Below are 24,859 nucleotides of genomic sequence, written 5' to 3'. Positions count from 1 at the left end.
ACTATACGGTTCAAGTGCAGACCTTAAATAACCCATCCTAAAACAGACCAATACCCATAGAAGGCTGACCGACAGAGAACCGGTTCAGTCAACACGGCGTTCATGCTGGGTCGTACCGACCACACGAACGCTAGTTATTGTTGCCAGTAAATCGCAGATTTCTTTATCAGGGAGTAGTTGACTGTCGTTATATGTTTGGATTTCTTCTTTCATATTCGAGTAATAACTTAATTGTTTTCAAACTGTTCCTTCCAATAAGAGTATACCAAATGTAACCCTGAATATACTTGGGAAGGTACATAAAAAAGAAAAACAGGTCGGTATATTATCCGGTCCTGCCGCAAATACTTTGGAATTTTTATACATCTGACCTCGAAGGGGAATTTGAGATTGTAATTGAAGGCTCTACAACTAGAATACAACCTGTAAAAGTGGTAACAAGGTTCAGGGTTCAATAATTGCCTTAACGCGATCTTTTATGTACTTCTTCTTACCCCTTTTTTATACTATCTTCTGGTCGATAGGGAACCCTGTTGGGCGCAAATCTGGGGCAGTCCACTTTGTTTGGATTTGGCGATTATGCATTTACAATTGATAGCAAGTGCCCATCAAAGCTTTCCAGTACAAATTTTGAAGGCAATGGGTCTTAAATACTAATCCAACATTTTATGCATTAATCTTGTGGGATTTAAATAAATAACCAAAACCTTATATTTACCATTTAAAATAGCTTTATCCAGATTGATAAAAAATAACAACAAGGGACATAATTTTAGCACTTCCAAGAGGTATACTCCTATTGAGTTAATGGTTCTTATACTTATCTTTTGTGCCTCTTTGTGGGTGCAAGGCCAAACAAATAAAATAACAGCACCAAAAGTTTACTCAACATTCGACTCTATTGTCGGGGAGCAAAACATGGCATTGTACAATGGCCCTATATTCAAGGAAAGGTCGAGAGGCGCCTCCGATACACATGCATATTTTTTGGAAAGCAATTTTTTGAAAGGGGACATCATCTTTGACGGACAACCCTACTTTGAGCAAAATCTCAAGTACAATGTTCATTTAGATGAGCTTTTGATCACCCCAAGATTTAACCCGACCGGTCTGTTGGTCTGACTTGTAAAAAACAAGGTAAAAGAGTTTACAATCAATGGGCACCGTTTTATACGCTTGCCTTCTACATTAATGGGCGGCCAACAATATGGATATTTGGAGGTTTTGGAAAGTGAAGAAGGGGGTTTGTTGTTAAAAAAGTATAGAAAGAAGAGCGTAGAATCAAGACGGGAAAATCAAGTGATCACTGAATATGAGGAAAGCACAGATTACATTTTGCTGCATAGGGGAGAACTCTTTGAAGCAAACACAAAAAACCAATGGAGCCATGTTTTTGTTGCGCAAAAGAAAGAGCTTAGGGATTTCTTTAAGCAAAATAGGATAGCATTTAAAACTGACAAGGATACTTTTTTTAAACTGTTGTTCAATAAATTGGTAAACCCAACAGAATTATGAGAAATTATTTGGTCTTGATTCTGTTTGTCTTGGTTTTCAAGCTATCATATTCCCAATTCAACGAAAAAGAGTTGTCTTTCACTTTTGAGAACGTTTCCCGTTTAGAAGCCCTGCAAAAAATTAATTCGGACACAGAATATCAAATTTATTATCTGCAGAATTGGTTTACGGACAGTCTCATTCAAAAAAAATATACCAATAAAAATATAGAAGATATTATTGCAGACCTATTGGAAGGCACAACGGTGAATTATTTTCTGTATCCACCCAATAAAATAATACTTACCAACAATAACACTATTTACAGTAACCTTCCCGAAGGATTTTTTGGAAAAGATTCAGCGAAAGTCCAGACCGTGTCAGCTTCCAGAAAAGTAACTCCAATATTTTATGCAAAAGGAGATGAAAGCGCTTCCAAAAATGTGGAAACCATTAGGGTGGGCCGAGAAATTGGTGCTCAATCAAAGGAAACGTACACGCTTAGCGGCTATATCACAAACTACGAGTCTGGAGACCCGATTCCAGATATGACCATTTCAACCAATGATAACCGATTGCTTGCCGTAACTAGTTTTGAGGGGTTTTATCGTATTGAATTGCCAGTAGGATCCAATATTTTAAAGTTTAGGGCGCTGGGCATAGAGAGAGCCGAAAAGGAAATCATCATTTTTAATGATGGCACTTTGGATTTGGAGTTTAATGAAAGTCTTGAGCAGTTGGATGAAGTGGTAGTGGAGGGGGATATTTACAAAAATATTGAAGAAACCGTAAGCGGAACAGAGGAAATTGATAGTGAAGAAAGCAAAACCATTCCTTTGGTCCTTGGTGAAAGGGATGTCTTAAAAGTTGCAACGGCATTGCCGGGAATATCATCGGCAGGTGAAGGGGCAACAGGATTTAATGTTAGGGGAGGAAAGGCAGACCAAAATTTGGTATTGTTTGATGGCGCCACCATGTACAACCCGCAGCACTTTTTTGGAATATTTTCAGCCATTAACCCTTTTTCAATTGGGCAATTGGAGGTGTATAAGGGAAACATTCCAGCAAAATTTGGAGGTCGTTTATCTTCAGTTTTCGATATTAAAACAAAAGATGGCGACAATTCCGAGTTTAAGGGTGAAGCCTCATTGGGTCCTGTAACAGGCAATTTGGTTTTGGAAACCCCGGTGGTAAAGGGAAAATCCTCGTTTATGTTTGGTGCCAGGGGTGCTTATGCCAACTGGATCTTACGCTCTATGAAAGAGGAATCTTTGAGTAAAAGTCGTGCAACATTTTATGATGGAGTGGCCAATTATACCCATCAGGTGAACGAGAACAACAAAATAAAGGCCACGGCATACTACAGCAAGGACAATTTTAGTATTTCCTCTGATTCCCTTTACATTTATGATAACAGCTTGGTGTCACTAAGATGGCAGCACAAGTTCAACGATAAGCACTTATCCGAGGTTCAGATTGCCAATAGCGGTTATACCTTTAATATAGAATATGAAAGAGGGGCCAACAATGATTTTGATTTAGGTTATAAAATCAACGAAACAGAAGCGAGGATAAACTTGGATTACTTGCACAGTGCCGACCTCAAGTTTAACTACGGTGTTGAAGGAAAGTTATATTCGGTAGCACCTGGGACTTTGGAACCTTTAAACGAAGAATCCTCGGTGGAATACAATTCCTTGGCCAAGGAGAGGGCTTTGGAATCAGCGGCATATATATCGGCAAATTATAGTATAACCAAAAAGTTTGCCGTTGATTTGGGGTTGAGGTATTCCACGTTTATGGCATTGGGAGAGCGAACCCAGTACGAGTACGAAGAGGGAGTTCCGAAAAACCAGGGTACTGTTCGGGACACGATCCAATATGGCAACAATGAAGTGATAGAAACCTACGGTGGCCCGGAGATAAGGGCAGGAGCACGATACCTTATTACCCCCAGCCTATCTTTAAAGGCAGGATACAACAGGTCCATTCAGTATGTTCACATACTCACCAATAACACTACAATTTCGCCAATTGACACTTGGAAACTCTCCGATTTAAACATTGAACCACAAACAGGACATCAATACTCCTTTGGAGTGTTTAAAAATCTGGATGCCAATGCTTACGAAATAAGTTTGGAGGGGTTTTACAAAACAAGCGACAAGGTGTTGGATTTTAAAACAGGAGCACAGCTATTGATGAACGAGAATGTGGAGACCGAAGTTTTGCAAGGGGAAGGGAAATCTTATGGAGTAGAATTCTTGTTAAGAAAAAACAAGGGTAAATTAAACGGTTGGCTGGGTTATACCTATTCACGCTCCTTTTTAAAATTGGACAGTGAATTCGAAGAGGAAAGAGTGAACAATGGAGAGTTTTTTTCCTCGAACTTTGATAAACCTCACGATTTGAGTATGGTGGCCAATTACAAGTTTACCAAAAGATTCAGTTTGTCGGCCAATTTTGTGTATCAAACCGGTAGGCCTGTTACCGTTCCCGTAGGCAATTTCACTTTTAATGATGCAGAATATGCCGTTTATAGTGATAGAAACAGCTACCGAATCCCTGATTTTTATAGGTTGGATCTTGGGTTTAATATAGAAGGAAACCATAAGCTCAATAAGGTTGGACATAGCTTTTGGACCATTTCCGTATACAATGTATTGGGCAGGAACAACCCTTACTCGGTTTTTTATGTCACAGAGAATGGAAATGTTGAGGCTTACAAGAGCTCTATTTTCTCGATACCGGTTCCTTCCATTACCTATAATTTTAAATTTTGAAACCGCTCAGTATGCCTACAAGAAATCGTTTTATCTTTTTGTTAGTCACAGGGGTCTTACTGGCCATTGGCGCCTGCACTGAGCCTTTTGAAGTAGAGACAACGGACTTTGAAGATATCCTGATAATCAATGCCAGTATTACCACGGAGACCAAACGGCACAAAATTTTTATTACCAGAAGCTACCAAGAAGGTGATGACGAAGTCCAGGTTTCCGGAGCAACGGTGGAGGTTCTGGTAAACAATGCCAGTTCAATTCAATTTGAGGAAGCATCGCCCGGAGTATACCAATCCACTGTTGGGTTTGCTGCAGAGCCTGAGGTGGATTATCAATTAAAGGTCACGGATGAAAAGGGTGAAACGTTTGCTTCGCCCCAAGTACAATTAACGGCCCCAACAGCAATAGATCAGATAACGGCCAAGAGGGTTTTGAACGAAGATGGAGAAGATGGGGTCGAAATATATGTGGATGGAACATCTACAGGCGACAATGAAGGATATTTTAGATATGAGTACGAAGAAACCTACAGATGGGAATCTTTTTATAAGCCTTTACAGGGCTTTAGGGTTGTTTCCGAGTCACCGCCGCTTCTCGAAATCGTTTACAAGGAAAAGGAAGAAAGGGTTTGCTACGTTACCGAAACATCAAATAGCATATTGATTGCAGAAACCAATAACCTATCGGAGGACAGAGTCGAAGATTTCCCTGTTCGTTTTATAGAACGAAGGGATAGAAGAATAGCCCATAGATATAGTATTTTAGTGAAGCAATATGCCCAAACCAGGGTCTCCCATGAGTTTTATCAAACCTTGAAGAGCTTTTCCAGTAGTGATAATCTGTTTTCTCAGCCCCAACCCGGTCTTGTAGTTGGTAACGTTAGGCATGTGAGCGATGATAGCGTTAAAGTGGTAGGTCTCTTTGAGGTGGTCTCCTTTACCACAAACCGGTTCTTTTTCAGTTTCCAGGAAATTTTTGGGAACGATATCCCATTTTTGGATGATTGTGGGTTCGATCGTTACAGCTCACTTTCCGACCCTGAACTTTTTCAACGGGTACAGAGTGGTCAATACAAATATATTGGGGAAGACCCGCCCTTTGTCTATCAAGTTGCTCCTGCTGGATGTGTGGACTGCACCTTGTATGGTTCCAACGAAGTGCCGGATTTTTGGGTAGAACAATAATTGGATATGACAATGCTAAAAAAGTATATGTTACAAATAATGACCTTTTTCCTCGTTGCGGTTGCTGCGGGCCAGTCCAATGTGCCCAATTCCGCATATTCCAATTTGATCAAAGATATTGGTACGGAGGGCGTCTATGTCCATTATAATACCAACCTTCTGTTCACGGGCGAGTATCTTCATTTTAAGTTGTATGCCCTCAGCAAAAAGAATCAATCCCTTTCAAATACAAGCAAGGTTGCCTATGTAGAACTTTTGGACAGGGAAGGGGAGCGCAAAATAATTCAAAAGGTAAAACTGGTCGATGGAATGGGACAGGGAGACATTTTTGTGCCAACCAATTTGGATTCTGGTCATTACACCTTTGTAGCCTACACAACCTATATCGTTAGTTTGTAGTCTATAAAAATAAAGACAAGAAAAGAGAATGAATCGTGAAGTGTTACCTTGGCAAAAAAAGCTCCATCTGCTGCCCTAACTTTAACGATCTAATAGATAAAATCTAAGTTTCATATTAAGAACAGCAGATTTATTGAGTTAAAGCCAGAGAGTATTTAGGGAAAAACCCATTATCACGATTTCAGCCACTCAATGTGGAGCATAAATAAATTCATTTATGCAAGTTTACGGAATAGATCTGTCAATGGAAAAATTCGATGTCAACTACATCGACAAAAACGGAAAGGAAAAACAACAACAAGTGAAAAACCAGCTGAACGGTATATCGAAGTTTCTGGACAAAGTGGCAGAGGGTGCCGTTCTGTGTGCGGAGAACACGGGAACCTATGGGGACCTATTGGTCTTTCTCAGTAAACAAAAGGGAATAAAGATAGCCTTGGTCCCGGGCTACACCATCAAACACAGCCTGGGGCTGATCAAGGGGAAGTCAGATTCCATGGATGCTGGGAGGATCAGGGAATATGGGGAACGCTTTTATGACAGGCTCACTTTTAAAACCTATGGTACAGAAACCATGGCAGAGCTAAAATCCCTGTACGCCCTGCGTTCCCGGCTGGTCAAAGCAAGAAAGGTTTTACGGACAGGAGTCCATAGCCGATCCAAAGGCCCTATGCAGAGCATCAGCGAGCAACGATATACCGACCGGGCCCTATCGAACCTTGATGCTGAAGTCTGTGCCGTTGAGTCGGAGATCGAAGCCATCATAAAGGCCGACACGGAACTTCATGAGAATTATGGATTGGTCACCGGTATAAAAGGAATAGGCCCCGTAATCGCAACGGATCTGATCATCAAGACCGGGAACTTTAAAAATATTGATACCGCTCGAAAAGCGGCATCTTACGCAGGGGTCTGCCCTTTCCCCAATGAGTCGGGGAAAATGGTGGGAAAGCGAAGGACAAGCCCCTTTGCGGACCGAAAACTCAAATCTTTATTGTACATGGGATCTAAATCCGCTGTCAAGCATAATAAGGAATACAGGCTGTATTACCAAAAGAAACAAATGGAAGGAAAACCCCACTATTTGATCATGAACAATGTATCCAACAAAATGCTAAGAACCATCTACAGTGTGGTAAAAAACAAGACTCCATACTGCCAGGACCATATATGTCTGGACCCAAGAGAAAAAAAAATAACCAGCTCCACTAAAAAAGTGGCTTAATAACTTGTAATTTATTAGAGTATATGAAAAACTGGCCAAGCGACACCTTTTTTGCAGATGATGTTGTTGTTTTGAACCCCTATACCAATGATCAAAAAGTGTTTTGGGAATCGAGGGGTAAAGACTCATTGGAGCATGGTCTAAGGAATTTGAACAAGGAAGCTACAAAAACCTTGAGCAAGGATTTGGGGTTGACCTTGGATAAATCACAATATGGGAAAAGAGAAAAAGTGAGATTAACGGTTGAAGCCAAACCAAATAATTACGGAATTTACTCAATATCAGTACGGAAGCTATCCAAGGAACTTACTTATGGTGATAGAATCTCGCCAGTAGATTACACTAAGAAATATAGATCAGTGGATTTGGATGTGGCAAGTAATGATTATTTGCCCGACCTAAGGGGAGAAATGGTTATAGGTCGCCTGTCCAGTAACAGCGGCTTGCAAACAATGAACAAGAAGTTGGTTTTTTCCTTGCCTGGAAACCAATATTCGTTTAAAATGGTCACTACCGATTCAGAAGGTAAGTTTAGGTTTTCGTTGGATTCGGAAAACTTGGATACAGAATCAATTTTTCAGGTATGGGGTGCTGATAAGGACCAATACTCGGTTGAGGTTGCCCCGGTTCCCGAATTAAATTTGAGTAAAAGACCATCAAAACATTTTGTTTTAAACAAGGGCATGAAAAAATTGATTGAGGAACGAAGTACCCATAATCAAATAGAAAATGCATATTTCAACAGTAAACCCGATACCGTAAAGTTGAACAATAATTTTATACCCATCTATGGCAATAATTTTATAGAGTACAATTTAGATGAGTATACACGCTTCCCCACTTTTAGGGAAACTTTGGTGGAGATAGTTGCTAATGCCTGGATTGCTTCAAATAATGAGGGAGAGGAGAATATTTTTGTCAGGGATTTTGAGGCCACCAACATGGATGTGGGGTACAATCCGTTGATAATTGTTGATGGGATTCTGCTCCAAGACCATAAGGATTTAATAGACTATGATATAAAAAAGGTAGAGACCATAAGATTGGCCAGAAACCAATATGTTGTTGGAGGCCAAATTTTTCAAGGAGTTTTTGATGTAAAAACATTTGATTCTGATTTTGCAGAAAATTATCAGAAAACATATTTTAATGAAATTTCATTGCTAAGGCCCAAACCTCAAAAAAAGTATTTCAAACAAAATTATGGGAACAAAACCTTTGGGACAATTCCAGATTTTAGACAGCAATTGTTGTGGGAACCTAATTTGGAACTAGGGGAGCCTACAACTACTTTGGAATTTTATACATCTGATCTCGAAGGGGAATTTGAGATTGTAATTGAAGGCTTTACAACTAGAATACAACCTGTAAAAGTGGTAACAAAGTTCAGGGTTCAATAATTGCCTTAACGTAATCTTTTATGTACTTCTTCTCAAGCCTTTTTTATACTATCTTCAGGTTTACACCATATTTGGTCGATAAAACCATTTCAATTTTGACAACCCAAGAATTTTTTTTATAATTTTTCAATGCAATCACATTTGTTCTAACTTAGGGCAAGAAGTAACCACAGCATCATGGATAACCTCAAACGCGTAATTGTAGACTATAAAAAATTGACCTCGGAGGTGCTCAAGCTTTTGGTGGAAAAATACCCCGATGGATATGGGGACGATGATGTAATCAACTTCAAGAACTTAAAAGGAGAATCCATAGAAGCCGTAGAAGTATCCACTCAGGATACCAAATACCTCGTAAAGATCAGTTCCAAATTGGAGCGGACCATGGCCGATTTTGACGAAGATGATGGCGAGGATTTTGATTCGGAGGATTTTGAAAAAATCCCTGAGGGCGATGAGGACTTTTCAGATTCCGAAGAGGAATAACTTCTTATTCTTTTAGATTTTTAAGCATTTCATCGGTGGTCTGGTCCAAATCAAATCTAGGTTCCCAACCCCATTGCTCTCTTGCGGCAGAATCATCAATGCTGCTTGGCCAAGAATTGGCAATTTCTTGCCTAAAATCGGGAGCATAACTTACTTTAAAACCAGGGATATGCTTTTCAATACTTTTTGCCATATCCTTTGGCGTAAAACTCATTCCTCCCAAATTATATGATGATCGCACTTTAATTTTTTCCGAAGGACTGTCCATTAAGCTTATGGTGGCCCTTATGGCATCGTCCATGTACATCATCGGAAGTTTGGTGTCACCGTTCAAAAAACACTCGTACGTGCCTTTGTCAAGGGCTTCGTGGTAAATTTCCACGGCATAGTCGGTAGTGCCACCGCCTGGCATGGTTTTCCAGCTTATCAATCCAGGATAGCGAACACTCCTAATATCGACCCCATATTTTTTGTGGTAGTACTCGCACCATCTCTCACCAGATTGCTTGCTGATACCATAAACTGTGCTAGGCTCCATTACAGTGCTCTGTGGCGTATCTTTTTTGGGTGTATTGGGGCCAAATACTGCGATGCTCGACGGCCAGAACACCTTGGATATTTTCTTTTCCTTGGCCAAGTTGAGCACATTAAAGAGCGAGTTCATGTTCAGGTTCCATGCACGCATCGGAAATTTCTCCGCAGTGGCGCTCAGCATGGCCGCCATTAAATAAACCTCATCAATTTCGTAATGCATCACCACATCCTCGATCGCGGCGTAGTTGGTAGCATCCAGAAGCTCAAAAGGGCCGGACTGCATCAATGCGTTGCTACCTTCCCTAATATCGCTGGCAATCACATTTTCAGCTCCGTATTTGTTTCGAAGTTCAAAGGTCAGTTCGGTTCCTATTTGGCCACATGCGCCGATTATTAAAATGGGTTTGTGCATTAAAATCAAAGTTAATTTAGTTTCACGGCAAAGATACCCTTTATTAAAATTTGTACATTCGCTTATGCGAAAATTGTTAGGCATACTTATCCTATTCTCAGTTTTGGGGGCATGTAAAAAAACTGAAAAGGCCATAGCCGAAGTTGAAAGCCAAGAATTGGAGTTCAATTATCGAAAAATGCCCGAGAAAGTGAGTATAAACCCAGATGCAACAGCAATTGTTGAACAATGGCAGCAATTCAAGGATTTGAATGCCAGCATGGACGTGCTCTATAAAGCCACGAACAACGAAGACCTGGCCTTGGCCATTGACGACCTTATCGAAAAGGAGAAAAAAATGGCCGATGGAAAATACCCAGAACTGTTCGATACCTTTCAAGTGAAGAGCAGGCAAAGGGTACTGCGTACTTTTTTGTACAAAACAAAGGCAAGTATTCTCGAAAATCAACCGACCACGGAGCCAACTGTAAAAGTATTGGAAGCATACAACTCCATGCGCAAACAGTTGAACGTAATCATGAACAGTCAGTTGGACAAAAAATTGATTTTGGATGAAGCATAAAATTTTAACAATGGGACTGTTGCTGGTTTCCATGACCATCCTCGCCCAGAATGCGGAAAAGAAAAAGGTGAACGAGGTATTGGATAGCTGGCATTTGGCTGCGGCCAATGCAGATTTTGATGCCTATTTCGGCAAAATGACCAAAGACGGTGTTTTTTTGGGAACCGATGCCATGGAAAATTGGCAGAACGAAGCATTTAGAAAATTCTCTAAACCTTATTTTGATCAGGGGAAAGCCTGGAGCTTTACCGCAGTACAGCGCAACATTTATTTAAACGAATCGGGGACCTTTGCTTGGTTCGATGAACTTTTGGACACCCAAATGAAGATATGTCGCGGCTCCGGAGTGCTGAAAAAAGTAAATGGACAATGGAAAATTGCCCATTATGTATTGTCGATCGCAGTGCCCAACGAAAATGTGGACGAACTCATCCAAATCAAAGAAAAAAGGGATAACGAACTGCTTCAGGAACTAAAAAAGAAGCAATAGTCTAGTTCTTAGTTCCCTCGGTAGCTTCTTTTCTTCTGGATTCCAAAGCCTGCTTGCTCAAACTTGCCAAGTTAAAGTTAGGTGCAATTTTAAGGGCCTCGTCGATGGAAGCGATGGCGGCATCAATGTTTTCCCTGTCTTTGTTAAAGTCAGCCAAACCTTTCAAATGATAGAATGCAGCTTTTAGGGGAACCTCATAGGGTTGTTGCCGCTCATAAAAGGCATATTTCATTTCATCGGTGGCGTTCGCAATGCCATATTCAATGTTGGTGGTCGCTCCACTTATATCCCCTGTTTGAATTTTAAGGTCGGCCATTTCATACGCTAAGTAAGGAGAAGGATTTCGTGAATTCAGCTCCTCAAAATGTTCCAATGCCCTTTTGGGCTGATTCAAAGACTTTAAGGAAAAGGCCTTGATTTGTACGGCAAGGTCGGAATCATCTGCATTTTTCTCCACACCTATGGTGTTTAGGGCCTGCATATGCTGACCGTTGTTCATATAAACAAAAGCCAAAGTGTCTCTTCGCTCTTTGGACGGGGACAATACGTTTAGGTGCGTCAGAGCACCGATAACACCGTTTACGTCACCCTGCAAACGCATTTCTTTGTAATAAGCCTTGTAATGTTCTACAAGCGCATTGTTGGTTTGGGAAATACCGCTAAACCCCACCAATAGGAGCAATAAGAGTACAGTCTTTTTCATTGATCTTTAATTTAATGCGCCAAATCTAACAAAATATTCCTAACCAGCCTGTTAAGAATTCGATAAGTAATTGCAGGGGTTTTAGAGCCTTTTAGGAAATGATGGAGGCGGTAAAAAGATGGCCCTTATCCAAAAAATTCTTGCTCAAAACCATTTTTCCCTCTTTTTTGATCGATGCTGTTTTGTATGATGGAGCGGGCATGCCTCTTTTTTGGGCTTCTTCAAAATAATACACTTGTTTTTTGGGATGATGCGGATATACGCCATTGAATACTTCGCCCCAATATCCTTGTTCCAAAATGGTAGATATCAAGTGTATGCAATCGTTGAGATGAATTAGGTTGATGGGATGATTGCCATTGGTGAGATTTTCTCTGCCCGAAAGCATTGTCACAGGGTGTCGGTCAGGTCCGATCAGGCCGCCAAACCTTATGATGGTCGTGTTGAACCCCTCTTCATTTGCCAATAGGTTTTCGCTCTCCAAAAGTTGTTTGCCCGATTCGGTGGCAGGTTGGGTTGGGGATGCTTCGGTAATTTCCCCTTCCGCATTGCCGTAAACCGCGGTACTGCTCACAAATAGGATATGGGAAACCTCACTTTTTTTTATTTCTGCCATCAGGAATTTCATCTTTTCCACAAAACTTTCGGTTTGCTTGCCCCGTAGTTTGGGTGGCACATTGATGATCAAGGTCTTGATGTTGGAAAGAAACCCTTTAATGTCTCCCTCGATGCCCGTTTCGGATAAACGTACTGTAAAAGGAGTTATTCCCTCATCTTGTAAAATGTTTAATTTACTGGAAGATGTAGTGGTTCCGTGAACGGTGTACCCTTTTTCAATAAATTCTTTGGCCAAGGGCAAACCAAGCCATCCACAACCCATTATTCCTATATTTTTAGTCAAATCGTAAGGTTTTTATGGTCAATATAGCATCATTTAGCACAAAAGGCATGGGAATACTGTTTTTTGGCCGCTCCGGGATGCTAAAATCAGGATGTGTTAAAAGGTTATTGGAAGCTTCATACAAAGTAAGTTCCAAAACGGAATCTTTGGGGAATTCCAACTGTAGTTCCGTGAAATCATTGTTGGTGATATAGTGGGTGACCAATCTACTCTTTCTATGTTCCAAAAAATAGGAGGATAATGCAATCCGGTTGACTTTGGCCGACCTAATATCAATTGGATTTGTAAATACCTCAAGGCGATTTATGTCTCTTTTTGGAGTAACACAGAGCTCAATGATCCTGTTTTTCCCAATAACGGTGTCCATTACAGTATCAATGTAGGGAGTTTGAATATTTTTCTTTGGTGCGTCGGCCACATAGTTCAAATTTGTACGGTACTTACTGGAAATAGTCTCTGTGTTGGGTTTTCTTTTACCATCCCCCAAAAACTGGCCGTTCCAATCAATCAATACATTGTCATAAGTCGCCCATTGGGTAGAATCGGTATCTGCATTATAAACGTACAAAAGGCTACTAGGTTTTGGTCTTTCCTCGTTAAAATCGGATTGGATATGGCTGGAAATGCCAAAAGCGAAGAAGAGGAACAAAAATAAATACGCCAACCTTCCTTTACTTTTTAATTGACCGAAAAACGGAAGCCCTAGAAAAAATAATAGAGTTGTTAGGAGTGTTGCGGCAACCATCATTTTTAAACCAAGGCCGACAGGGAACATTTTGATGAATGGCGAATAAATGAGCACCGCGGGCAATGCCAAAAACACCATTAGGAACGGATTGGGTTTTTCTTGATTGATGGTCACGAGAAGTCCTGCCAACAACCCGAACAAGGGAACAATAAAAAAGCTGGCACCTTTTAAATAATGTGCTACCAATCCACAGATGAGCAACCAAATACATAGAGGTGCCACCAATAAATTGGGCGTACTGGTTTTTCGGAACTTATGATAGGTGTAAAAGCACACAAACAGGGAAAACATGACATAAACGGCAATGTAGGTATGGCCGTTGTAGGTAAAGCCATGCAGCATATCCTTAAAACTTGGATACCACCAAGTAATTACGGACCAACAAAAATAGCCTACCAGTCCGTTGACTATTAAGGTGATCAGTACGGGTACAAACCCCTTAAAAATATCCTTGGTATTGAGTTTCTTTTTTTTGACCCCGGAAATCAGCAATAGGAGAAATGCCAGGACTGCAACACCGAACATGGGCCAAATCCATTCAAAAGGGTAGGAGACCATGTTGTAGAAGGGGAGGTTATAGTAAACTTCGTCGTCCAAACTTTTTAGGTTGTTCAGGTCGGCATCGCTAAAGTAGGTGAGCAAGGGCATTAAATAACTGCCTTGGTGCGCCAAGGTATTCCTGTCCAGTCTTTCGTAATTGTCCAAAGCGGTATGATAATCAAAATGGTCATCAATAAACGCAAAGTTGAAACCTTCGATATCACCATCTTCCCTAAAAACGGTGAGGTCCGTATCGTTAGGGAGCATCTTGTAAATGCTATAGGCCAGTGAATTTGCTACGGGATACTTGGGATTTGCTTTTTTAAACGCTTTTATTAAAGTGCTGTTGCCCCTGTTGGTTTCAATAAGCATGTAGCTTGGACCGCCACTGCCCCGGGCTTCAAAATTTAGGGCGAGTCCTACATCTTTGGCCCAAGGATGCTTGTTTACAAAAAGGTCGGCGCCGTTTAGTCCTAGTTCTTCAGCATCGGTAATCAATATGATGATATCGTTCTTGGGAGCCTTGTTTTCGTTCAAAAATGCCCTGATACCTTCCAAAATCGTGGCAACACCACTACCAGCATCACTAGCTCCGTGGGAAGAATGCGGACTGCTATCGTAATGCGACAATAAAAGCAATGCTTTTCCATTTCCGCTTCCCTGAATTCTGGCCAAAATATTGGTGGCCCTGCTCAAGTTGCCCCAATCACCTGCGGTATGGCCTTCTTGCGTAATAGTCTCCAAACCCATTTTTTTCAATTCGGAAATAATGTAGCTCTTGGCTCTTTCATGTCCGTGAAAACCAACGGCATGGGGTTCTTTGGATAGCTGCTCTACATGGGTCAAGGCCCTATCCGTGGAAAAGGATCGTAAAGAAATCCCCTTATCAGGCTTATAGGAAGGCATTAAAGATTTAAAACTCCAATACACGGCAAAAATTAGTAGCATTAGAGCAAGGGTTCTGGAAAATTTCATGGCTTAGTGTTGTTACATCTTAAATGTATGAAATTATGAAAGGTTCTTACATTTTGATATGTAAAATTAGGTTATTCGCTAAAAAAGTCTATATTTATTATTTAAATTTAAAATCTAACCATATGGCAATCAAGAGTTTTCAAGGCGTACGAAGCAAGGAGGAGAACAAGAAAAAGTACAATGCCCCTATTTTGGTGGAGGATTACATGACCAAAAAATTGATCACCTTTTCTCCGGACCAGTCCATTTTGGAAGTGATGGAGACTTTTGCCAAACACCATATTTCCGGTGGTCCGGTTGTGGACAACAATGGTTTTTTGGTAGGTATTATTTCCGAGGCGGATTGTATGAAGCAAATTTCGGAGAGCAGATACTTTAATCAACCTATTTTGGATAAGAGCGTTGAGCGTTTTATGACCAAAAATGTGGAGACCATTCCGTACGATATGTCCATTTTTGACGCTGCAGGTGTTTTTGATAGGCACAACAGGCGTAGATTGCCCGTAATGAAGAACGATATTCTTGTGGGGCAGATCAGCCGAAAGGATATTGTGATTGCGGCCTTAAAACTAACTTCCCATAGTTGGAAATAATGGAGGCTACTCTCTTTTCACGATCATGTAATAATCATTATCAAGTGGCAAGTACCCTAAATCATATACAAAATAGTAGGTACTTCCCTTTTTGGTAGTGTAAAGGTTGGTTATATATTCAAAATCAAAACCTTTGTCCAGCAATCGCATTTTAGTGGTCTTGGTCTTACCGTCACGTAGTGGAAAGCTATCCAATATCCTGTAGTTTTTGCGAAGTTTGTTGTTAATGTTGCGCACCAAGTTCTTGCTATCTCGGTTCAATCGGTTGTTGTAGTCGTTTCTACAATGGTCGGAACAGTATTTTTGGTCGATACGGCCTACAAGTTTTTCACCACATACCAAGCATTTTCTTTCGGTCATAGGATTAAGATTAGGTCACCACAAGATTATATTTTTTTAATAAACCAATCAATCCTTCCTTGCTAAAACGGGTTTTCTTCACTTGGTTGGTGGAAGGATCTATGTTGAAATGTAGAGCCGAGGTAAAATCAGCTTGCTCAAGATCAGTATTCTCAAATATGGCATTTTCAAAATCACAATTAGGGAATTTGGCCTGTTTTAAGCTGGCCTCGGAAAAGTCAGTTTGATGGAGTTTGCAATCATTGAATTGGATGCCGGGCAGATGCATCCCGATAAATGACGCTACGGATAAATTACAGCCCACAAAATTAAGTGATAACAAAAGTTGGTTACAGGTCTCAAATTGAAGACCTACCATTTTGCATTCCTCAAAGCTAACATCGTTAAAAATGGTGTGGGAAATATTGGTGTTGGTAAAATCACAGCCTTCAAAAGCGCATTCCACAAAGTTCTGATTGTCCAAAAAACCCTTGGAGAACAGGCAGTCCACAAAACGGCAATTTTCGTAATCGCCCTTGGGCAACTTGGTTTGCGAATAATCCTGTTTTGTGAACTCCTGATCTAACCAAAAGGACGCTGCCATTACTCTCCTGTTAAAATAATGGCAGGTATGTCCAAAGCCTTGAACATTTCGTTATATGCTGCCATGCCGCTGCCCACAATGGCATTTTTCTCATCTTCATAGGTTTTCCATTGTGCCAACAGATCTCTAAAAACTGCTTTGGCACCTTCGGTCACCTTTGGTTCGGCCACATCAATAAACCCTTTGAGGTTCATAAAATCAGCATTCAGCTTACTGCTGAAATTTACCACATCTTGGAAGGTTTTTTGTTTGGGTTGAATCAAATTTTCTTCCCAAGTATTGATTCGCTCCAACAATTTGTCGCCATTTTCCAAAAGCGCTGCGGCACTTTCATTGTCTTTGAGCAACTTTTTATAGTGCTTAAGTTGAGATTTGGCCATACGCATTTGGTTAACGGCCTTGTGCATATTGGTCACAGTCTCGTCAATTCTGTTGAGAATGGTCTGCTGTTCGGCATAATCGGCCGGAGTGCCCTCTACTTTGGGGTCCGCAAGTACTTTGGCCTCGGTTTCAACAGTTTTCCCTTCCATTGTTAGGCGGAGGGTGTACGTTCCGGGAGCCACACGCGCCCCTTTGTAGTTTCCGAACATAAAAACCTCATCAATGGCAGGTACGGGATTTTTGGTAAAGTCCCATGTAAAGCGATTGTATCCTTTAACCGATGGCAACACATCTGGTTTAAGGGGTCCGCCCGGCCAGCTTTTAAAATCTTCTTCGGGTTGATTGGTGACTGTTTTGATGACCTTTCCACCTGATAGTACTTCGAGCTTTAGCTCGACAGAATCCAGTTTTTTGGGCAGATAATAATCGAAAGTAACACCGGATTTTGGATTTTGGCCCAAACCGGGAACAGGCTTGTCCGAACTACCGTTAAAAATTCGGTAAGATGGTTTTGGCTTTACAATTTGGAGTTCGGATGCAGGATTCAAACTATGTTGAATGGCGCCCAGATCATCCAATATCCAAAAAGCTCTTCCTGCCGTGGCGGCGACTAGGTCGTTATCTTGAATGATCAAATCATTGATTGGAACCACGGGCAAATTTAGTTGTAGCGGCTGCCAATGTTGGCCATCATCCAAAGAAACATATAACCCGGTTTCGGTACCTGCATAAAGCAATCCTTTTTGCTTTTTATCCTCGCGCACTACGCGTGCAAAAGTGTGTTCACCATCAATCCCATTAGTGATTTTGGTCCAAGTTTGGCCATAATCCGTGGTTTTGAAGATATAAGAGTTCAAGTCCATGAATTTATATCGCATCAAAGTAATGTAAGCAGTGGCTGGGTCATGTGGAGATACTTCAATGCTATTGATGATACCTTCTTTGATGTTGGGCGGGGTAATGTTGTCCCAAGTTTCCCCGCCGTTTTTGGTAATGTGTACCAAACCATCATCCGAACCGGCATATAATACACCTTCTTCGTGTGGGGATTCTACCAAGTACATAATGGTGTTATAGTTTTCTCCCCCGGCCGCTTCGTTCGTGTAAGGACCTCCTCCCGGGCCCTGTTTTTCTATTTCATTTCTTGTTAAATCGGGGCTTACCACATCCCAGCTATACCCGCCGTCCTGAGTTTTGAATACTACGTTTCCGGCATGGTAAATGGTATTGCGATCGTGGGGCGAGCTAATAATGGGAGCGTTCCAATTGTATCGGAATTTGAAATCCTTTGGAATGTTTCCCAATCCCAATTCAGGATATTCTTTGATGGGTTTTGCTTCGCGGGAGGCCTTTACCCATTTTTCAATAATACCTTGATAGCATCCGCCATAGATAAATTCGGGATTGTCTGGATCAAAGGCCAAATAAGCACTTTCGCATCCAGAAACGGCATGCCAATCTTTCCAATCGATACCATCGTCATGGGTGCGGCTTGCAATGGCCACAGAAGTATTGTCCTGCTGCCCACCGTACACATTATAGGGTACCAAGTTATCTGTGATTACGCGATAAAATTGTGCTGTTGGCTGATATTGTTGTGAACTCCAGCTCTTACCGCCGTTGTTGGAAACGTTGGCACCACCATCGTTGGAGTTGACCATTATTTGGTTGTTGTTGGGATGAATCCAAAGGTCGTGGTTGTCTCCATGCGGTGTGGAAACGGGGGTGAATGTTTTACCGCCATCAATGGATTTGGTAACAGGAGCATTGAGCACATAAACGATGTTTTCGTCTTGCGTATCCGCAAAAATCTCCATGTAGTACCAAGAACGCGCAATATTGATTCGGTCCTTGTTGGTTTGTTTCCAGGTCTTTCCAGCATCAACGCTTTTATAAACACCGCCTTTTTCGCCTTCGGCCTCAATTACGGCATATACCACATCAGAATTTGCCCTTGATACGGACAATCCTGATTTTCCAAACTCTTTTGGAAGTCCTTTTTCCATTTTGTCCCAAGTGGTTCCGCCATCTGTGGACTTATAGAGGCCCGAAGAGGCCCCTCCGGAAGTAATGGTCCAAGGGGTTCTTTCGTGTTGCCACATGGCAGCATACAGGATCAAAGGATTGTTCATGTCCATGCTTAGTGATGAAGCTCCGGTAATGTTGTCCACGTAAAGTACTTTTTCCCAAGTTTCTCCTCCGTTCTTGGAGCGGTAAATGCCACGGTCTTCGGATGGTCCATATTGTGCACCTTGGGCAGCAATAAAAAGAATGTCGGGATCAGTGGGGTGGATAATTACATCGGAAATGTGACGAGTATGGTCCAGTCCCATGTGTTTCCACGTTTTTCCGGCATCGGTAGATTTGTAGACACCATCGCCCATGGAGGTCATAACCCCACGAGCTGCGTGTTCTCCCATTCCTGCAATAACCAAATTGGGATTGCTTTCGGAAACGGCAATATCGCCTACGGTTCCTGTTTTTAGGAATCCATCGGAAATATTGTCCCAATTGAGACCGTCATCGGTGGTTTTCCAGATGCCACCTCCGGTAGTCCCCATATAGTAGGTGTGGGGCTGGCCCACAACACCGGTAGAGGTAACGCTACGGCCACCACGGAACGGCCCGATATTACGCCATTTTAATCCCGGAAAAAGGGAATCGTTAACTACAATGGACGGTTGGTCCGATTTTTTGTTTCGTCGTTGGGCATCCATAGAATGCCATGCCAAAACTATGGCACATAAAAGTAGAGGTCTTAGTTTCACGAGTGTTGGAATTAGTTAGTCTGTTAAAGATACTAATTCAACTTCTAGTGGTAAAACTAAATTACTTTACTCTTTTGTAGGCAAACAAGACTTCTTCTTGGTTTCCATTCTCTTCAATAAGGACCCAAACATTCATTTGGTCGTCACTTATCTTTTCCATGGTGAGTCCTTCAAAATATACCTTGTTCGGCTCAAGCTTCACCAGTTTAAAATCGATGGTTTCATCCTTTTTCTCCCAACCTTTCATATTGCCATCAAAATGTTTGAGCTGGAGTATGAGGGAATTGTCCAATTGCTGAATGTGTCCCGATTCATAGAAGGAGACTTTGCCCTCATTCACCAGTCGGAACACAAACATCATGGAATTGGCCATGGGGGCGCTCCAAATTTCCTCGGCAATGCCCCCGAAGGCCTCACCTTGCCAGTGGCCCTCTATCCAAGAAACATCTTCCAGATTGGCCTTGGGCGATGATCCACCTTTGGGCAGATGCATGGTTTGTTGCGCCGAAACAATTCCGGCGCTGAACATAAAAATAAGTGCGATTGATTTCATATTTAGGATTTTTGATTGATGAATATTTTTGTTATTGATTGGACAAGGCGAATTTAACGTTTACGGTGGTTTCCACCTTTATTTTCTCAAAATCGATGTCCAGGGGTTGTGCATTGCCCATATCTGCGGAAACGGCTTTCATTTCCATCATCGGGGCTTGGTTGTACCTTGGGTAATATTGGGAATTATCCGCAATATGGATGGCCATGCCTACTTTTTGGCCTAGTGGCTTGGTCAAAGCATTCGCTTTTTTCATGGCTTTTTTAACGGCCTTTGTTTTAAGTTCCAGTTCCAGATCGTCCATTTTAGAGTACTCGGTTTTTTCGATATTGGTGTTGGCAATGTCCAATTGTTCCAAAGCCATCATCACATCGCCCAGTTCTTTACCTGAATAAACTACTAGGGAGTATTGTTTGCTTTTGAGCACTTCTTTTTGACGCAGGAAGTATTTTTTAAAATTGCTGCCCATATCCTTGATGACCAACTGCTTCTCTAAATCAATGCCCATTGCTTTAAAGCGTTGTGCCATTTGATTTTCTTGTTCCTCAACGGAAACACGCCCTTTGGTGTCCTTTTCTTGTATGATGATGTTCAGATAGATCTTATCTGGTGTGACCAAGGTGTCCACTTGCGCTTGGGTCTCCAAGTAGGGAGTGTCCAAAAAGTTTTTGGATTGGGCAAAAATGGTAGTAGCGAATAAAACTGTGGCTAAAAAAATGATTGTCTTTTTCATGATGTAATTTTATTAAAGTTAAATACTTCTCCCTTATGTTCAAAACCTGTGCCGTACTGTTGATGATAAGGTGACTTATCAAAATGTATGGGTTAACTCGATTAACTTGAGTACATTGTGGACATGAAATTTATTTTGGCACCCGATAAATATAAGGGCTCGTTAACTGGACGTGGATTTTGTGAAACCGTTGCCCGTGGCATCAAAAAAGTTTTCCCGAATGCGGAAATCATAAATAGACCTTTGGCCGATGGCGGCGATGGTACCATTGATGTTGTGGAGGACTATCTGAATGCTTCAAAAGTATCCGTAACGGTAAAAGACCCACTTTTACGGGAAATCACGGCCCAATATTTGCTTTCGGAGGACAAACAAACAGCTTTCATCGAAATGTCCGAAGCCTCGGGATATACATTGCTCAAAAAACCGGAAATGAACTGCATGGACACCACAACCTTGGGCACTGGCGAAATGATTGTCGACGCCCTTGAAAAGGGGGCCAAAAAAATTGTTTTGGGTATTGGTGGTAGTGCTACCAACGATGGGGGCATGGGCATGGCCAAGGCCTTGGGCTATTCTTTTTTGGATGCTGATGGCAATGAATTGGAACCCATTGGGAAACATCTGGGGAATGTGGCAAAGATTGATAGGGAACATGTGAACCCAAAGTTGTCCAAGGCTAAAATACAAGTGGCCTGTGATGTGAACAATCCCTTTTATGGGGATAATGGGGCTGCCAAAATTTATGGGGCGCAAAAAGGTGCTTCCGATCAGGATATTGAGTTTCTGGACCGAGGATTGCAAAGCTTTGCCAAGGTGCTGCAATCTACTTTTGGTATTGATGTACAAGAAATTGCTGGTGCTGGAGCAGCTGGTGGCGTAGGAGGGGGCTCCGTGGTTTTTTTGAATGCCGAACTGGCCTCTGGAGTTAATTTGGTGATGGAACTTGCCAATTTTGATGAAGTACTGCAAGGTGCCGATTGGGTAATTACGGGAGAGGGACAGTTGGATGGGCAGACTTTTTCGGGAAAAACCATAAATGGGGTAGTGCAATCCGCCAAAAAAAGAAATGTACCTATTGCGGCCTTCTGTGGTTCCATTGATGTTTCCATTGACGAAATGCAACAAATGGGACTGGATTATGCCGTTTCCATTCTCAATCAAGTTGGTAACTTGGATGATGCGAAGGCGAAGACTGCCGAAAATCTAGAGCTGGCCAGTTACAATTTTGCCCACTTGGTGAAGCTGTGCAAACACTAGCTCAAATACCTTTTCTTCATTTTATGCTCCAATGAAATTTTAACGGTCTTCCATTCGCTGTTCAAGATGGAAAATACCACGGTGTCCCTAAGGTTTCCAAAGTCATCAACACGATGGTTTCTTAAAATACCATCTTGTTTGGCTCCCAAACGCAGTATCGCATTTCTCGACGGAAAGTTATGGTAGTGGGTGCGGAGCTCCACGGCAATGCAGTTCAAATTTTCGAAGGCATATTTTAGCAAAAGGTACTTGCACTCGGTGTTGATTCCCGTGCGTTGCGCTTTTTTGGCATACCAGGTCGCCCCGATTTCCACCCTTTTGTTTTTGGAATCCACATTTAAGTAGCGCGTGCTACCTACAATGGTATTTGTTTTTTTATTGATGATGGCAAAGGGCAAAGCGTTTCCCTTTTCTTGTTCGGAAAGTGCCATATCCAAATAGGAATCTATGGTTTTGGGAGAAGGGACGGAGGTGTACCAAAGTTCCCAAAGATTTCCGTCCGATGCGGCAAAGGCCAAATCCACTTTCTGCGATTTCTGCAGGGGGACAAGCTTTACCAATTCGCCTTCCAATTGTATGGGACGTAACCAAGAATCCATAGGTTGAAATTAAACTCCAAATATAAGTTTTAATCCATCGATTTAAACAAAGAAAAAGCCAGGGAAAACCCTGGCTTTATCATCAATCAAAAAACGAAATTATATCAACTATTCCGATTCAAATTCGTCTATAATAAAGAAGTTTTTGTTCTTCTTGTTCACGATATAATTACTTTCCAATACATCGTAATGCATGGTTTTGTCATCTACATTAATATCAAACCCTTTGTCGGTCTGCACTACTTCAAAATCATTGTTCTCGGTACCTTTATATTTCAGCACCATATAATCGTCGTAGTTTTTGTCGGAATCACTGTCAATGGCTACCAATTTGGTAACAAAAGGGGAGGATGGTTTTCTATCTTGATTGACCATACCTTTATCTTCATTGTCCAGTGCCATTCCGTACTTTCTGCGTTCCATCACCTTTACGCTGTATTGCTTTTCTTTTCCATCTTCGGATAGGGTGAAGGTTTTAAGTTGTGTGGTGGCTTTCATGATTCCGGGATTTTGGTTTTGACCATATCCCGCAAATGCGATCAGGGTTGTAAATGATAGTATAGTGAGTAACTTTTTCATAGTGTTGTTTTTTGTGATTAATAGATCAGTTTTCTGGATAAATTGTTTATCTCTTACTTTAAGTAAGATGTGAACATCCAGTGTCTTTTCTCCAGCTCGGTCATAAACTCGGTCAACATGTTTTCTGTAACAACATCGCCAGTTTCAAGGGCTGCATTTACACCGTCCAGCATACTGTCGTGCAAGATTTCGTAGTCGTGCATGACTTCCCTCACCATTTCCAAGGCAGATAGGTTTTTATCCTGTTCTTTGATTTTGGAGAGTTCCATGGTTTTCTTTAGGGTGAAGTTGCTTTTTACACCGAACACCCGGATTCTTTCCGCTACGATGTCAATGTTTTCCTTAACCGTGTTGTATTCGTTTTCAAACTCTTCGTGGAGTTCAAAAAAATCCGGCCCTTCAATGTTCCAGTGAAAATTTCTGAGCTTATTGTAGAATACCTGATAGTTGGCCAATAATGTATTTAGGCTAACAACAATTTCTGCGGTTTCTAAATAAGTGAATCCCAATTTTTTAAAAGTTTTATTTTTTGCTTTAATAGCTTCCATATAATATGTTTTTGATTTGTTTGGTATAAAAGTACAAGTCAGTAGCCAGGGAGATTGATCGAAACGATGGAATTCTTGATGCAATTGGTTTTTGAATGACTTTTAAAGGGTAAATAAGCCTAATTCATACCTCTATTGCCATGATTATTGGTAGAAATTATAATCATGACTTCTTTAAACATGATACATGTATAGGTATGTAAATCAATTGTTTAACTTAATTTAACGTTTATTGGGAGTTGTTTTGGTTTCAGGAGGTCTCATTTTCTCTTTCAATAAAACCTTTGTAAAGTGATTCATATATATCCGAAGGTATGTCGGTAATGTATTCCTTTTCTCCGTTAATTACTTTTTGTGGCTCCTCATTTACGGGGTCGTGTTCTTGGATGTAGATGGTATCCAATTCATAACATTTTACCCAGACTAAATCTTTTAATTACAGCGTATTTATCGATACTTCGAATTGACATTGGGTTAGGGTATTTGGTTATTTTTTTGACACTAAAACCGTAACTAAATCACATATAGGTGCCCACATATAATTGAGTGTAGTTATTTACATACGTTTACAAACGAAAACAAATGATTACAAACCGAATAACATTATTAAGTGCTTCTAGGTTTGCCTCGTCGGACAATGAGTGTTCGATGGATAATTTTAAAAACTTAAACATTATTATTATGAATTCACTTAGAAACAAAGTACAGTTGATCGGCAATTTAGGGAACGACCCAGAAATCATCACTTTGGAAAATGGAACCAAATTGGCCAAGTTTTCCATAGCCACCAATGAATCCTACAAAAATGCGAAGGGCGAAAGAGTAACCGATACGCAATGGCACAATATAGTGGCTTGGGGCAAATTGGCGGAGATAACCGAGGACTTCCTATCCAAAGGCAAAGAAGTTATGATAGAGGGCAAACTCACAAGTCGTTCTTACGAAACCAACGAAGGTGAAAAAAGATATACCACCGAAATTAAATGCAACGAATTGTTGATGCTTGGCAAGTAAGTCCAAACAACTGGTTTCGACTAAAAAGGGGCAACGGCCCCTTTTTTTATTTTCT

Annotated in this window: 26 protein-coding genes; 13 read left to right on the top strand and 13 right to left on the bottom strand. The window is 41.2% G+C overall.

All coding sequences use genetic code 11. From position 1 onward, the window contains the following. The first annotated feature begins 918 nt into the window (after nucleotides 1-918). The 8 genes from AC13CC_RS14865 to AC13CC_RS14830 all read left to right on the top strand — a co-directional run bounded on the left by AC13CC_RS14865 (nucleotide 919) and on the right by AC13CC_RS14830 (nucleotide 8,968). Entirely contained in the window at nucleotides 919-1,122 is a 204-nt protein-coding gene (locus AC13CC_RS14865) for a hypothetical protein (RefSeq protein WP_482878037.1), read from the top strand. 69 nt (nucleotides 1,123-1,191) lie between these two features. Beyond that, nucleotides 1,192-1,515: a hypothetical protein gene (locus AC13CC_RS14860; protein WP_482878278.1), complete on the top strand. Its 324-nt coding sequence runs from the start codon at nucleotides 1,192-1,194 to the stop codon at nucleotides 1,513-1,515. After that, entirely contained in the window at nucleotides 1,512-4,277 is a 2,766-nt protein-coding gene (locus AC13CC_RS14855) for a TonB-dependent receptor (RefSeq protein WP_482878035.1), read from the top strand. The genes AC13CC_RS14860 and AC13CC_RS14855 overlap by 4 nt, the downstream gene beginning before the upstream one ends. 11 nt (nucleotides 4,278-4,288) lie before the next feature. Next, complete coding sequence (locus tag AC13CC_RS14850) at nucleotides 4,289-5,458, top strand: DUF4249 domain-containing protein (RefSeq protein ID WP_326276874.1); 1,170 nt, start codon at nucleotides 4,289-4,291, stop codon at nucleotides 5,456-5,458. 39 nt (nucleotides 5,459-5,497) lie between these two features. Then, entirely contained in the window at nucleotides 5,498-5,857 is a 360-nt protein-coding gene (locus tag AC13CC_RS14845) for a hypothetical protein (protein WP_482878034.1), read from the top strand. 217 nt (nucleotides 5,858-6,074) lie between these two features. Further along, nucleotides 6,075-7,082, top strand: coding sequence for an IS110 family RNA-guided transposase (locus tag AC13CC_RS14840; RefSeq protein ID WP_482878033.1), 1,008 nt, complete (start codon nucleotides 6,075-6,077; stop codon nucleotides 7,080-7,082). A gap of 23 nt (nucleotides 7,083-7,105) precedes the next feature. Continuing rightward, a complete protein-coding gene (locus AC13CC_RS14835; protein WP_482878032.1) occupies nucleotides 7,106-8,482 on the top strand; it encodes a hypothetical protein in 1,377 nt (458 codons plus the stop codon). 177 nt (nucleotides 8,483-8,659) lie between these two features. Continuing rightward, nucleotides 8,660-8,968, top strand: a complete 309-nt coding sequence (locus tag AC13CC_RS14830) for a hypothetical protein (protein WP_293166782.1) — start codon at nucleotides 8,660-8,662, stop codon at nucleotides 8,966-8,968. 4 nt (nucleotides 8,969-8,972) lie between these two features. On the opposite strand, the gene AC13CC_RS14825 is transcribed toward AC13CC_RS14830, so the two are convergent. Continuing rightward, nucleotides 8,973-9,914: an NAD-dependent epimerase/dehydratase family protein gene (locus AC13CC_RS14825; RefSeq protein WP_326276876.1), complete on the bottom strand. Its 942-nt coding sequence runs from the start codon at nucleotides 9,912-9,914 to the stop codon at nucleotides 8,973-8,975. A 64-nt stretch (nucleotides 9,915-9,978) separates the two neighbouring features. Here AC13CC_RS14825 and AC13CC_RS14820 point away from each other — a divergent pair, with 64 nt between their 5' ends. Together AC13CC_RS14820 and AC13CC_RS14815 are read left to right on the top strand one after the other, a co-directional pair. Continuing rightward, the gene (locus AC13CC_RS14820; protein WP_326276877.1) at nucleotides 9,979-10,476 is read left to right on the top strand and encodes a hypothetical protein; all 498 of its coding nucleotides are present in this window, start codon (nucleotides 9,979-9,981) and stop codon (nucleotides 10,474-10,476) included. Further along, on the top strand, nucleotides 10,466-10,966 hold the full coding sequence (locus AC13CC_RS14815; RefSeq protein ID WP_326276878.1) for a nuclear transport factor 2 family protein: 501 nt from the start codon (nucleotides 10,466-10,468) through the stop codon (nucleotides 10,964-10,966). The genes AC13CC_RS14820 and AC13CC_RS14815 overlap by 11 nt, the downstream gene beginning before the upstream one ends. Before the next feature lies 1 nt (nucleotide 10,967). Here AC13CC_RS14815 and AC13CC_RS14810 read toward each other — a convergent pair whose 3' ends face one another. The 3 genes from AC13CC_RS14810 to AC13CC_RS14800 all read right to left on the bottom strand — a co-directional run bounded on the left by AC13CC_RS14810 (nucleotide 10,968) and on the right by AC13CC_RS14800 (nucleotide 14,806). After that, nucleotides 10,968-11,669: a hypothetical protein gene (locus AC13CC_RS14810; protein WP_326276879.1), complete on the bottom strand. Its 702-nt coding sequence runs from the start codon at nucleotides 11,667-11,669 to the stop codon at nucleotides 10,968-10,970. A gap of 91 nt (nucleotides 11,670-11,760) precedes the next feature. Next, on the bottom strand, nucleotides 11,761-12,570 hold the full coding sequence (locus AC13CC_RS14805) for an SDR family oxidoreductase (protein WP_482878031.1): 810 nt from the start codon (nucleotides 12,568-12,570) through the stop codon (nucleotides 11,761-11,763). Next, nucleotides 12,563-14,806, bottom strand: coding sequence for a M28 family peptidase (locus tag AC13CC_RS14800; RefSeq protein ID WP_482878030.1), 2,244 nt, complete (start codon nucleotides 14,804-14,806; stop codon nucleotides 12,563-12,565). The genes AC13CC_RS14805 and AC13CC_RS14800 overlap by 8 nt, the downstream gene beginning before the upstream one ends. Nucleotides 14,807-14,955: 149 nt before the next feature. Between AC13CC_RS14800 and AC13CC_RS14795 the strand changes: the two genes are divergently transcribed. Continuing rightward, nucleotides 14,956-15,426 (top strand): CBS domain-containing protein, encoded by a 471-nt coding sequence (locus AC13CC_RS14795; RefSeq protein WP_326276882.1) that lies wholly within the window; start codon nucleotides 14,956-14,958, stop codon nucleotides 15,424-15,426. Nucleotides 15,427-15,432: 6 nt separating this feature from the next. Here the strand turns inward: AC13CC_RS14795 and AC13CC_RS14790 are convergent, their stop codons facing one another. From AC13CC_RS14790 to AC13CC_RS14770, 5 genes are all read right to left on the bottom strand, one after another. Next, nucleotides 15,433-15,786, bottom strand: a complete 354-nt coding sequence (locus tag AC13CC_RS14790; protein WP_326276883.1) for a hypothetical protein — start codon at nucleotides 15,784-15,786, stop codon at nucleotides 15,433-15,435. Between the two features lie 10 nt (nucleotides 15,787-15,796). Then, nucleotides 15,797-16,369, bottom strand: coding sequence for a pentapeptide repeat-containing protein (locus AC13CC_RS14785; RefSeq protein ID WP_482878029.1), 573 nt, complete (start codon nucleotides 16,367-16,369; stop codon nucleotides 15,797-15,799). After that, nucleotides 16,369-19,518 (bottom strand): VPS10 domain-containing protein, encoded by a 3,150-nt coding sequence (locus tag AC13CC_RS14780; protein ID WP_482878028.1) that lies wholly within the window; start codon nucleotides 19,516-19,518, stop codon nucleotides 16,369-16,371. The genes AC13CC_RS14785 and AC13CC_RS14780 overlap by 1 nt, the downstream gene beginning before the upstream one ends. 61 nt (nucleotides 19,519-19,579) lie before the next feature. Further along, nucleotides 19,580-20,071, bottom strand: a complete 492-nt coding sequence (locus tag AC13CC_RS14775) for a DUF6265 family protein (RefSeq protein WP_482878027.1) — start codon at nucleotides 20,069-20,071, stop codon at nucleotides 19,580-19,582. Nucleotides 20,072-20,102: 31 nt separating this feature from the next. After that, nucleotides 20,103-20,804 carry an SIMPL domain-containing protein gene (locus AC13CC_RS14770; RefSeq protein WP_326276887.1) on the bottom strand — a complete coding sequence of 234 codons (702 nt, stop codon included), beginning with the start codon at nucleotides 20,802-20,804 and terminating at the stop codon, nucleotides 20,103-20,105. A gap of 123 nt (nucleotides 20,805-20,927) precedes the next feature. Here AC13CC_RS14770 and AC13CC_RS14765 point away from each other — a divergent pair, with 123 nt between their 5' ends. Continuing rightward, nucleotides 20,928-22,064: a glycerate kinase gene (locus tag AC13CC_RS14765; RefSeq protein WP_482878026.1), complete on the top strand. Its 1,137-nt coding sequence runs from the start codon at nucleotides 20,928-20,930 to the stop codon at nucleotides 22,062-22,064. On the opposite strand, the gene AC13CC_RS14760 is transcribed toward AC13CC_RS14765, so the two are convergent. The 4 genes from AC13CC_RS14760 to AC13CC_RS14745 form a co-directional block, all read right to left on the bottom strand. Next, nucleotides 22,061-22,663 (bottom strand): GNAT family N-acetyltransferase, encoded by a 603-nt coding sequence (locus AC13CC_RS14760; protein WP_326276889.1) that lies wholly within the window; start codon nucleotides 22,661-22,663, stop codon nucleotides 22,061-22,063. The two genes, AC13CC_RS14765 and AC13CC_RS14760, sit on opposite strands and share 4 nt — an antisense overlap. Nucleotides 22,664-22,771: 108 nt before the next feature. Further along, nucleotides 22,772-23,242 (bottom strand): hypothetical protein, encoded by a 471-nt coding sequence (locus tag AC13CC_RS14755; protein WP_326276890.1) that lies wholly within the window; start codon nucleotides 23,240-23,242, stop codon nucleotides 22,772-22,774. A 53-nt stretch (nucleotides 23,243-23,295) separates the two neighbouring features. Further along, nucleotides 23,296-23,790: a Dps family protein gene (locus AC13CC_RS14750; RefSeq protein WP_326276891.1), complete on the bottom strand. Its 495-nt coding sequence runs from the start codon at nucleotides 23,788-23,790 to the stop codon at nucleotides 23,296-23,298. 250 nt (nucleotides 23,791-24,040) lie between these two features. Continuing rightward, nucleotides 24,041-24,193, bottom strand: a complete 153-nt coding sequence (locus AC13CC_RS14745) for a hypothetical protein (protein WP_326276892.1) — start codon at nucleotides 24,191-24,193, stop codon at nucleotides 24,041-24,043. A 278-nt stretch (nucleotides 24,194-24,471) separates the two neighbouring features. Here AC13CC_RS14745 and AC13CC_RS14740 point away from each other — a divergent pair, with 278 nt between their 5' ends. Next, nucleotides 24,472-24,804 carry a single-stranded DNA-binding protein gene (locus tag AC13CC_RS14740; protein ID WP_326276893.1) on the top strand — a complete coding sequence of 111 codons (333 nt, stop codon included), beginning with the start codon at nucleotides 24,472-24,474 and terminating at the stop codon, nucleotides 24,802-24,804. Nucleotides 24,805-24,859 lie beyond the last annotated feature (55 nt).

This window comes from Flagellimonas sp. L-11 (assembly GCF_056857735.1).
The sequence above is the reverse complement of the archived record's forward strand: the minus strand, read 5'-3'. Positions and strand labels throughout refer to the sequence as shown.

Coding starts and splice junctions, on each gene's coding strand:
- AC13CC_RS14795 (WP_326276882.1), top strand. CDS start 14,956: ATGGCAATCAAGAGTTTTCAAGGCGTACGAAGCAAGGAGGAGAACAAG.
- AC13CC_RS14820 (WP_326276877.1), top strand. CDS start 9,979: ATGCGAAAATTGTTAGGCATACTTATCCTATTCTCAGTTTTGGGGGCA.
- AC13CC_RS14855 (WP_482878035.1), top strand. CDS start 1,512: ATGAGAAATTATTTGGTCTTGATTCTGTTTGTCTTGGTTTTCAAGCTA.
- AC13CC_RS14800 (WP_482878030.1), bottom strand. CDS start 14,806: ATGCTACTAATTTTTGCCGTGTATTGGAGTTTTAAATCTTTAATGCCT.
- AC13CC_RS14860 (WP_482878278.1), top strand. CDS start 1,192: ATGGGCGGCCAACAATATGGATATTTGGAGGTTTTGGAAAGTGAAGAA.
- AC13CC_RS14840 (WP_482878033.1), top strand. CDS start 6,075: ATGCAAGTTTACGGAATAGATCTGTCAATGGAAAAATTCGATGTCAAC.
- AC13CC_RS14865 (WP_482878037.1), top strand. CDS start 919: ATGGCATTGTACAATGGCCCTATATTCAAGGAAAGGTCGAGAGGCGCC.
- AC13CC_RS14775 (WP_482878027.1), bottom strand. CDS start 20,071: ATGAAATCAATCGCACTTATTTTTATGTTCAGCGCCGGAATTGTTTCG.
- AC13CC_RS14770 (WP_326276887.1), bottom strand. CDS start 20,804: ATGAAAAAGACAATCATTTTTTTAGCCACAGTTTTATTCGCTACTACC.
- AC13CC_RS14815 (WP_326276878.1), top strand. CDS start 10,466: ATGAAGCATAAAATTTTAACAATGGGACTGTTGCTGGTTTCCATGACC.
- AC13CC_RS14790 (WP_326276883.1), bottom strand. CDS start 15,786: ATGACCGAAAGAAAATGCTTGGTATGTGGTGAAAAACTTGTAGGCCGT.
- AC13CC_RS14830 (WP_293166782.1), top strand. CDS start 8,660: ATGGATAACCTCAAACGCGTAATTGTAGACTATAAAAAATTGACCTCG.
- AC13CC_RS14785 (WP_482878029.1), bottom strand. CDS start 16,369: ATGGCAGCGTCCTTTTGGTTAGATCAGGAGTTCACAAAACAGGATTAT.
- AC13CC_RS14760 (WP_326276889.1), bottom strand. CDS start 22,663: ATGGATTCTTGGTTACGTCCCATACAATTGGAAGGCGAATTGGTAAAG.
- AC13CC_RS14765 (WP_482878026.1), top strand. CDS start 20,928: ATGAAATTTATTTTGGCACCCGATAAATATAAGGGCTCGTTAACTGGA.
- AC13CC_RS14850 (WP_326276874.1), top strand. CDS start 4,289: ATGCCTACAAGAAATCGTTTTATCTTTTTGTTAGTCACAGGGGTCTTA.
- AC13CC_RS14845 (WP_482878034.1), top strand. CDS start 5,498: ATGACCTTTTTCCTCGTTGCGGTTGCTGCGGGCCAGTCCAATGTGCCC.
- AC13CC_RS14825 (WP_326276876.1), bottom strand. CDS start 9,914: ATGCACAAACCCATTTTAATAATCGGCGCATGTGGCCAAATAGGAACC.
- AC13CC_RS14750 (WP_326276891.1), bottom strand. CDS start 23,790: ATGGAAGCTATTAAAGCAAAAAATAAAACTTTTAAAAAATTGGGATTC.
- AC13CC_RS14740 (WP_326276893.1), top strand. CDS start 24,472: ATGAATTCACTTAGAAACAAAGTACAGTTGATCGGCAATTTAGGGAAC.
- AC13CC_RS14835 (WP_482878032.1), top strand. CDS start 7,106: ATGAAAAACTGGCCAAGCGACACCTTTTTTGCAGATGATGTTGTTGTT.
- AC13CC_RS14755 (WP_326276890.1), bottom strand. CDS start 23,242: ATGAAAAAGTTACTCACTATACTATCATTTACAACCCTGATCGCATTT.
- AC13CC_RS14810 (WP_326276879.1), bottom strand. CDS start 11,669: ATGAAAAAGACTGTACTCTTATTGCTCCTATTGGTGGGGTTTAGCGGT.